At 46.1% G+C, this 1888-nt stretch carries 2 protein-coding genes; one reads left to right on the top strand and one right to left on the bottom strand.

Annotation, left to right across the window (positions count from 1 at the left end):
* On the top strand, positions 1-398 hold a 398-nt coding region (locus RMO79_RS04650; protein WP_310481896.1), incomplete at its 5' end, for a DUF2087 domain-containing protein.
* An 85-nt stretch (positions 399-483) separates the two neighbouring features.
* On the opposite strand, the gene trpD is transcribed toward RMO79_RS04650, so the two are convergent.
* Positions 484-1524: an anthranilate phosphoribosyltransferase gene (trpD, locus tag RMO79_RS04645; protein WP_396136520.1), complete on the bottom strand. Its 1041-nt coding sequence runs from the start codon at positions 1522-1524 to the stop codon at positions 484-486.
* Positions 1525-1888 lie beyond the last annotated feature (364 nt).

Raw genomic sequence — 1888 nt, 5'->3', positions numbered from 1 at the left:
AAATGCGATCGGAAGGTAACACTCATTATTATCGTCTCGATCTCGATACACTCCAAAATCTGCAAGCGGCAACATTAACAGCAACAAAAGTAGCTCGACTCGATATCGACGATAATATCTGGGAAACTAAAGTCCTCGATAGTTTTATCGAAGGAGATCGAATTAAAGAAATCCCCGCCAGTCGCAAGAAACGTCGAATTATTCTTAAATGGTTGGTGCAAAAATTTGAATGCGATCGACTCTATCCCGAACTAGAATTAAATCGATCGATTAAACCCATTCATGCAGATACGGCTACTTTGCGTCGCGAATTGGTAGGATACAATATGATGTACAGAGAAAATAGTATTTATCGACGTTTGCCAGAATCAGAATGGCGGATGGATGCTAATTATTAGGATTGAATCTGGATCGATATAGCTATTCTGCCGTCATTGTCGATCGGATAACGTTATCGATAAAATAGCTACAAACTGGGATTACTTATTGTAAAAACTCGACTAACTGTGTCAATTTATCCCAAGCAACGCCGCTATTTAAAACAGTTTGTGCCATTTCAATTCCACGTTGATGCTCGCCGATCGGAATAATACCACTCACTTGTAAAGCCAGCCCAGCATTGAGCGCGACGACATCGCGTTGGCTGGGAGTACCTTTGCCTTGCAAGATGGCGGTGAGAATTGCCGCATTTTCAGCCACATCGCCACCTTTGAGCGCGGTAATCGGTGCGGGGGTAAGTCCAAATTCAGTCGGATCGATACTCGTCATTCGTACTCGTCCGTTCTCTAAAATTGCCAGATCGGTTAAATCGCCCAAACCCGCTTCATCTAAACGTTCGCGCCCGTGTAAAACGATCGCTTGCTGGGTGCCTAACATCCCTGCGGCTGTCGCCATCGTTTCTAGCAATCTATCTGTAAAGATCCCGATAATTTGTCCCGTCGGATGCAGCGGATTGACTAAGGGGCCGATTAAATTAAAGATCGTCCGAATTTTTAACTCTTGACGCAGGGGTGCGACAGCCTTCATCGCTGGATGCCAACCAGCCGCGAATAGAAAGGTAATTCCCACCCGTTCTACCGCCGCCACCACTCGCTCGGCGGGGGCTGTCAATCTTACGCCCAGAGCCTCCAATACGTCCGCAGAACCAACGCGGCTGGATGCCGACCTACTACCATGTTTTGCCACTTGCACCCCTGCTGCTGCGGCGACAAATGCCACTGCGGTGGAGATATTAAACGTCGATGCACCGTCGCCGCCAGTTCCACAGGTATCGATAATGGGCATGGGATGTGCGATGGCTGGGGTTTGCAATTCGCGCGCCATCCCCGCTAGTTCTGAGGCGGTGATTCCTTTCGTTTCTAATGCGACTAAAATCGCCCCTGAGAGTGCGGGTGAAATCTCATTTTGCAGCCATCCCTGCATCAGCATGGTGGCTTGTTGCTGGCTGAGTGATTGTTTGTCTAGCAGTTGTTGGAGTAAGAGCGACCAAGTAATTGGGGTGGTGGGGCTAGTGGATATGCTCATGAGACGCGTACGATCGATTAAGTAATGGATCTTATCATCTCAATCCAATGAATTAGCATAGATTCCGATCTTCTCGATCGACTGCCTAATTATAAATTTTCACCAGAATGTCATATTTTGGCATTTTAGACCCAAGTAAGACGATAAGATGCTAAATACAAGGTTTGGATCGATCGATCTTTATCGAATTGACAACTAAATTATGAATAAAATTCCTTTATATTTACAAATTGTTGCAGCTTTAATTGTGGCCGTCATCGTCGGCGTGCTGTTGGGAGCTGGCAACCCAATTTTAGAGAAAGATGTTATTAAGCATTTAGCATTACCTTGCGACCTAATTTTAAAAGCCTTACGGACGCTGGCG

It is taken from the genome of Chamaesiphon sp. VAR_48_metabat_403, assembly GCF_031422475.1.
Classification (GTDB): Bacteria; Cyanobacteriota; Cyanobacteriia; order Cyanobacteriales; family Chamaesiphonaceae; genus Chamaesiphon.
The sequence above is the reverse complement of the archived record's forward strand: the minus strand, read 5'-3'. Positions and strand labels throughout refer to the sequence as shown.